Here is a 6,808-nt window from a genome sequence, read left to right as displayed (position 1 = left end):
AATATGGGGCAGCCCCTCGCTGACCTGCTGCGGGAGGCGAAGCGGGACGTCATTGAGGCTAGCCGCGGCACCATCACCTACGAGCGGACAAAGGACAACTGGTTCGTTCTCTCGGGCTATGTCGCTGGCCGAATCTTCTACCGCCGAACCTTCCTCTCACGGGCGGGACAGGTCATTGCCACGCTCTGGATTGAGTTTCCGCGCGACATGCGGCCCTGCTTCGAGGAGGCGGTGACCACAATGTCGCTCTCATTCCGGGAAAGCAGGTAGATTTGGTCCTCCTACCCACCAGCAGCATTGTATCTTTGACTTCCATGCTGCATGGACCTTCAGGTCCGGCTGGGGGTCGCCGAGATGAGCCAACCCGTGAACGGCGGCTCGCCGCACTCCCGGCACCAGAGGGCACGGTTTAGCCCGACGAGGTGAAGCCGAGCATCCCATCCCACCAGCGCCGCGAGTTCAGCCCGACCGTAGGTCCGGTCACAGCAGTCACATCGGAGCCGAACGGCCTCGTCCGAAGCGAGGTCGGCGACTGTGAAGGTGAAGGACAGGTCCATGGCTGGGGACAAAAGTAGAACATCAGGCCAGCCGAGCACAAGCGGCGCCCCTTCAGGCTGAGGCGCAGCCTAGCGTTTGCCAAGTTCCGCCGCTCCCGTAGAACGCCGTAATCCGCAGGGCGCTACGGAAACAGCGATCTGACAACCTTGGATGCTCATGAACAAGCTGCAAACTGACCCGCCTCTTGGGACCGGCATCTCGCCGCGGCTCGTAGTCAAAGTCCTGCGCCTCGCCCGCCCGCCAACACCTTGGACCTGGGTAATCCATCTGGAGGGGCGAGCGGAGCCCTTCCGATGCTCGACACGGCTTTACCGCTCCGCCGAGGATGCATGGACTGCTGGAAAAGCGGTTCTGGAACGTCTGCCGAAGTCCGTCGGATAGGCCAAGCCGCCACCCGTCGGACTGTGCGCCGGCCGACGACCCCACCGGGACCAAGCTGCCATCGCTTCGCGCACATCGAGTTGGAGTTCAGAGGAAGGAAGCCAGTGCCATGTATGTGGTGATCAGGAGGACCGGACTGACGGGCTCCCCTGAGGAGGCCGCACGGCGCGCTCGGGCACACATTGTCCCGCTGCTTCGGGGGCGGCCCGGCTTTCGAGGCTATTGCGCCTTCGTCACCGAGCAGGGTGACTCCGCCTACTCTGTCAGCATCTTCGACGATAAGGGCACAGCCATGGACGCCCACCGATGCGTGCGACAGTGGGTTGACGCGAACATGCGCGACCTGATGCCCGACGAGCCAGAGGTCGTGGGAGGGGAGACGGTCTTCGATTCGATCGCGCACCCGCAGGAGCAGAAGGACCCGCAGCAGGCCCTCTTTGTCGTCATCCGCAGCTACCGTGGGCTCCCCGGACAGACTGAGGCCATGCATTCCGTGGTGAGCCAGTACACGCTGCCGGCCATCACGAACGCTCCCGGCTTCCGTGGCTTTTATGCCTTCCGTGACGAAGCTGACCCCGACCGGGCGATCTCCATCACGCTCTTCGACACGCACGAGGAGGCGATGCGCGCACACGAGCAGGTAGTTGGGATCATGCGCAAACGCCTGGGTGAGATGGCCTACCAACCCCCGCGAACTGTGATGGGCGAGACGGTCGTGCTGGCGACAGTGTAGAGATAGGGCGCTGCCGATTATCCGCCGAGGCTATCCGGCTCTGGAACCTGCTTTGTATCTTTGACGACCCCCGTCGGATCGGCTGCCTCAGCATAAGCATCGGTGACGACATGCCCGGTGGGCGGGTCCTCGTCAGAAACCTCCTGCACGTCGTTGGGCAGCGAGTGCGGCATCGGAGTTGGCACAGCAGTGGAAGTTGCTCTAGCTTCCGCAGGTCCATGTGCTTCGATCGGCATTGACATCCCCTCGCCCCGGTAGACGCACCAACAGGGGTACCAGTTCACCACCTTATCCTCGCGACGATGCCGTGGTCGGGGTAGGTGGACGGCAGGCTCATGCCAGCCGTAGATCGGAGGCTGGCGAGGATGACAGGCGTCCTCGTGGCAAATAAATTTCTCCCGCGGTTGCCCTCCTGTGGAAGCCTCACAGCCGCACTGGAACTGCCGTTGCGCTGAGGTGTGACCACAGCACAAACGACGGCCGATGCCAGACCGCCAGGGCCAAGGGACTGGCCGCTGGTCCCGCTCGCGCGCTTCAGATTGAAACGGTAGGGTACAGTGCTCGCAGCCGCTCCGTCGGCCTAGGTCCAGCTTGTGGGACTACAGGATGCCGCTTCCGGTCCGCGGAACGCCTTGCTCCCCCGGACAGCCATGCAGGTCGCCAGCGATCTCAATGCCGTTCTCCTGGCAGTGCCGCCGCAGCGCCGCGATGGACTTGAAGCGGAGCGCGCCGCCATCGAGACCCGGCGTCCGACGCACAAAATCGAACAGACCGCCAGGGTGGTCCTTCGCTAGGGCGTATTGGACGGGATCGAGCAGAAGGTATTCGACACTCAAGGGTTGTGCCAGCGCCGCAACATACATCCTTTGCATGGTTCCACCCTAAGTTGATTAGGGCATTATTGAACGATGCTTGAACCACTTGGTTGCAGTTCCAAAGCCAAGTGGAGCGACCGAGTACTCTTCGATCATCATCATGCAGTCGCCTTGAGCCATTCCGGCACCCCGGGGATGCATCACGGCGTGCCACCATCCGGCCACCTCAGCACGAAACTCCTGTAGCGGATCAAATGCAGGAGGCCAGCGGCAGCGTGCCTGTCCGTCAATACACGCAGATGCGCTACAACTTTTGCGACCCGGCGCCTGGGACCGCTGCCCCGCAATCATCAGATGAAACCCAGGCCAAGCGGTGCAGGCCATCCAGGGAGGGCAGATCATGGGCGTGGAGCCGAGAAAGCCGACATCGTGGGAGCGTGCTCATGTGGACGTGAGCAAGCCTGCGGAGGTCGTTGGCTGGTGTAACAAGTGGAGGGTCACGCCTGAGCAATTGAGAGCCGCAGTCGCCGAAGTCGGCACCTCAGCGGTGAGCATCGCCCGGGTGCTGGGCAAGACGGGTTAGAATGGCTGGACAAGGCGCTCCTGCCGCAGGGGCGCTTGCCATCAAGACTCACGCACGTATTGCCGATCTCCTTGCCATCAGAACTGGGAGGATGATGCCAACCCCGAAACCCCATGCGCCGTTGATCAGTACCGAGATCAACATGCGCATTGGGACGAAGCCGCTGGCAACCGGCTGGCCTTTCAGGGGCGCCACGACAAACCAACCGACAGCCGCGGCAAGCAGGCCGAGCCCAAGTCCCAGAAGCCAAGCCGGCATCCGGCGCGGCAGCCTCGGGAACAGCAGCCCGAATGCAGCACCATACAGCCCACCCCAAAAGCAAAGGCTGACGATCAGCGGCACCCCGAAGGGCGGCACCGGGCTGATGGGATAGGGAGCGGGTGGCATGATCCCGACGGCGTGCAGCAGCGCCCACATGCCCTGGTGGAAGGTCAGCACCGATATCACAGCGGCAATAAAGCCGAGAAACGCTCGGCTTGGAGCCCGGCCCATTCTGGTCATCGGTGTACTCCTATCGGGGTTCGATGGCCTCAGCGGTTTTCCATAGGCAGGCTGTCGACTCGCCGCATTTCGGCACAATGCTACCAGCAGCCCAGTAGGGTGGCGGTGTCGTATGCGCGATTTCAAAGGCGCCACGGCGAGGCGTTGAAGCAGGAAACCGGGCAGCCATAGCAGACAGCGCTATGCCGCAGCCGAGATGGCCTCAGGTGCACCAGGGCACCTCGCCTTATGTGGATCGCAATCCCGACACCGTTTTATCGATCTGGCGGACGCGGCTCGGTCAAGGTGGCATGTCCACGGGGGTAGCGCCCGAACGGTATGTCTCCTGCCGCCGGGCCAGCCTGCCGTGCGCGCTACGCCATTCTGCGCCGCTCCTGCGGTGGCGAGGACGATGGGCCATCCTGCGCCCGATCAGAACTGCCAGGAGCAGAACTGTGCCAATCGCCAGCACGACGAGGGGGTCCATTGCGCCTCCTTTGTCCGGCAGCCCGGTCAAACCTCCGCGGCGGGCGTGGTGAAGGTTGGCGTCACCGCTGATTGCACAGAACGCTTCAGGGGCGGAAGGCGCGGTGACCGCCCCGAGATGCTGAGTACCCAACCATGGGGCGAGTATTTGACGAAGGCGAGGCCACCGGCCGCTTGGGGCCAACTCTCGTAGATGGCCACCAGCCTGCCGTCGGTGTCGCGCTCCTCGTGCTCCCAGATTGGAGCCCCACCAGCCGCGGCACCGGTCCGAACCAGCCGCAGTGAATGGCCAGCGGGAACACTGAACGTCTTCTCGAAGTCCGACACGCCCGCCGCACTCCCGGCCCTGGTTCCTCTAGCGCCGTCATCTGGATCGCGCCGATGTCCTAAGGCGGGACGCCTGATCAGGTTTGATGAAGATCAAGCGACCAGCCATCTCGATCCCGTGATGAGCGGTTGCGAACTCTCGAGCACGCCAGACCCCCATGCGAGTGCCAGGATGGCGGCGCAGTCAGACAGTGAAGGAGGGACGGAGTTGTTGATGCCTGGGGTTACTGAAGCGGGTGCGCCGCCCGGCCTGGGCCGCCTGAGCCGGGACCACTACTCGGTCGCATGTCTCAAGTCCTCTGCCTCCCGGCAGGCGCCGCATCCGAACGGCACATTCCAGATTAGATACGGAACTCAATCAGCATTGTTGCGATCTTAGGCTAGATTCATAACAAGCGGATGAGCAGAGGTCCGCCACTCGCGCCGCACCGCGCCACAAGGCTTATTCGTTGCTGCGGAACGTCGCAACCGAACCACCCGCTTGTCTTTTAGACGTGCAACACACAGCCCGGAGGTCTGGCCGTGTCCTCACCCCCGCCGCAATCATCGAAGCCCTCCGGTCCCGTGTGGTGGGAGATCGGACGTCCCTCGCCGGAACAAGCCCCCAACTGGATCACCTGGGTGGCACTTGTAGATGATCGTGGAACTGCCCTCTATCGGTCAGTGGTCGTGGCCGACGACTTCATCACCGTCGCAGTAGATCTACATCGGCACCAGGGCGCGGAGCATCGAACAATCCATCGCGGCCGATGCGGTCTGGCGCAAGACTCCGAGCCGATCTCTGTCCGCATCGACGCTCTCCTCAAGGCGGCCGACGAGGCTGCGGTTAGGGCATTACAGCCTGACCAGGGTGGGGAGGGCGTGCGACCGGAGCGTCCTGGGAGGTCGCCGTCATGGCAGATATCCGATACCCCTGAGGGCGGGCGGCAGGACGACACGTCGATCGTGGGGCATGAGCCTGAGCATCACCTCCGGGAGCGTGCCTACTTTCTCTGGGAGCGGGAGGGCCGCCCCGAGGGCCGCGCTCACGAGTTTTGGTGCCGAGCGCGTCAGGAGGAGGCCCGAGCAGCATGACTCAGGGCTGAGGTGCCCGCCGTCCCGGAACACGCATAAGCAGATGCCTTGGGTATGGAAGAGCAAGGGTACCGGCAGCACCACCCTGTAAGCGGGCGCCATTCCCGGCCGCGGAAGTCGGTGGCGAGGGACAACACGCCTCGTGACTGGGCTTGGATCATCAACTGCAATCGCGCCGCGCCATCACGGCCGAGCGGCCTGAAGACGGCGTCACGCGAACCTCCGGCTGCACACCGCTTTCGGAAACATGGCGGTAGATGCCGCGTCTGATGCGGCAGAGGAGCGGGTCTATGCGGGTTCTGCTGATTGAGGACGATGCACTGGTGCGTACGGCGCTTTCGGAGACGCTGGCCAAGGAGGGTATCGAGGTGGACGGGCTTGCCAGCGCCGAAGACGCCCTCGTCCTCATCGGCGCCGGTCAGGTTCCAGACGTGCTTGTCGCTGATATCAACCTTGGCCCTGGGCTAAACGGAGTCGATCTGGCCGCCATCGCGCGGGAACGCCACCCGGCGATCGAGGTCATCCTGATCAGCGGCATCGCGCCTGAGCACCGCCAGAATCCCCTGAGCCGCCGCGAGCGCTTCCTCCAGAAGCCTTTTGCTCCGGCGGTCTTGGCAGAAGCTATTCGCAGCGCAGCCACCGCCGCCTCGGCCAGAGCCGCCGCCTAGCTGCCCGGCACCACGCGGGACTGCCATGATGCTACAGCACCGGCAGTTCGCCTTGCGTCAACCGCCACGGCTTCGGCCACTGCGGCAACGCCGCCCTGCACGGGTGCTTCAAGCTCGGATATGAAGCGCTGATACGACCCACCGTGTGAATGGCGGCTTCCCGCAGGCACGGCACCGCAACTCGCGCCGCAGCCCCTAAGGTGCAGCCGAGCATCATGCCCAACTTGAGTGACAAGTTCGTTTCGAGCATGCCTTCCCACGCCGGCCTTTCGTGATGCATGGTCTGCACTGACAGCGGGTATGAGGCTGCCGAGCGTCCTGCTTGAAGCTAGAGCAGCGCCGTATGGGTGAGCGCAGACAGTGCGGCACCGCCAAGTCCGAGCAGCCCAGCCGCCCAGGCGAGCGCCACCATGCCAGTGATGATCCCCGCCGAGGCGAGCACGATCCCCACCTGCAAGAGGGCGGCGGCGGTGTCGTAGCGCCTGTCCTCATGCATGGCGCGGTCGCGCGCCGCCTCCGCCGCCCGAGCCCGCTCCATCAGTTCGCGCCGCCCCTCGCGCGTCTCTGGCTCGCTCTTGCATTGTTGAAACCCTGTGGTGGGCGACCTGAGGAGCATCAGGTTGTGGGTGAGGACCCGCAGGATGATTTCGCGCGCCTGCGCGGCACCGCTGCGAGCGCTCAGAGCCGAGCCGAGGCGTCGTTT

The 6,808-nt window shown here is 64.0% G+C and carries 8 protein-coding genes; 5 read left to right on the top strand and 3 right to left on the bottom strand.

Annotation, left to right across the window (positions count from 1 at the left end):
* The coding region (locus H7965_RS28135) for a hypothetical protein (RefSeq protein WP_222440867.1) at positions 1-270 on the top strand (270 nt) is incomplete at its 5' end.
* Between the two features lie 778 nt (positions 271-1,048).
* The gene (locus tag H7965_RS28130) at positions 1,049-1,672 is read left to right on the top strand and encodes an antibiotic biosynthesis monooxygenase family protein (RefSeq protein ID WP_186773841.1); all 624 of its coding nucleotides are present in this window, start codon (positions 1,049-1,051) and stop codon (positions 1,670-1,672) included.
* 599 nt (positions 1,673-2,271) lie between these two features.
* On the opposite strand, the gene H7965_RS28125 is transcribed toward H7965_RS28130, so the two are convergent.
* Positions 2,272-2,535 carry a hypothetical protein gene (locus H7965_RS28125; protein ID WP_186773840.1) on the bottom strand — a complete coding sequence of 88 codons (264 nt, stop codon included), beginning with the start codon at positions 2,533-2,535 and terminating at the stop codon, positions 2,272-2,274.
* A 352-nt stretch (positions 2,536-2,887) separates the two neighbouring features.
* On the opposite strand from H7965_RS28125, the gene H7965_RS32115 reads away from it, so the two are divergent.
* Positions 2,888-3,070 carry a DUF3606 domain-containing protein gene (locus H7965_RS32115; protein ID WP_186773839.1) on the top strand — a complete coding sequence of 61 codons (183 nt, stop codon included), beginning with the start codon at positions 2,888-2,890 and terminating at the stop codon, positions 3,068-3,070.
* A 48-nt stretch (positions 3,071-3,118) separates the two neighbouring features.
* On the opposite strand, the gene H7965_RS28115 is transcribed toward H7965_RS32115, so the two are convergent.
* Positions 3,119-3,571 (bottom strand): hypothetical protein, encoded by a 453-nt coding sequence (locus H7965_RS28115; RefSeq protein ID WP_186773838.1) that lies wholly within the window; start codon positions 3,569-3,571, stop codon positions 3,119-3,121.
* Positions 3,572-4,885: 1,314 nt separating this feature from the next.
* On the opposite strand from H7965_RS28115, the gene H7965_RS31850 reads away from it, so the two are divergent.
* Both H7965_RS31850 and H7965_RS28105 read left to right on the top strand, forming a co-directional pair.
* Positions 4,886-5,437, top strand: a complete 552-nt coding sequence (locus tag H7965_RS31850) for a DUF2934 domain-containing protein (RefSeq protein WP_315898715.1) — start codon at positions 4,886-4,888, stop codon at positions 5,435-5,437.
* A gap of 290 nt (positions 5,438-5,727) precedes the next feature.
* Entirely contained in the window at positions 5,728-6,105 is a 378-nt protein-coding gene (locus tag H7965_RS28105) for a response regulator (protein WP_186773837.1), read from the top strand.
* Between the two features lie 328 nt (positions 6,106-6,433).
* Here H7965_RS28105 and H7965_RS28100 read toward each other — a convergent pair.
* Positions 6,434-6,808: DUF4337 family protein (locus H7965_RS28100; RefSeq protein ID WP_186773836.1), on the bottom strand; the 375-nt coding region annotated here is incomplete at its 5' end.

It is taken from the genome of Siccirubricoccus deserti, assembly GCF_014283215.1.
Taxonomy (GTDB): domain Bacteria; phylum Pseudomonadota; class Alphaproteobacteria; order Acetobacterales; family Acetobacteraceae; genus Siccirubricoccus; species Siccirubricoccus deserti.
Note: the sequence above shows the minus strand (reverse complement) of the source record. Positions and strands in the feature narration are given on the sequence as shown.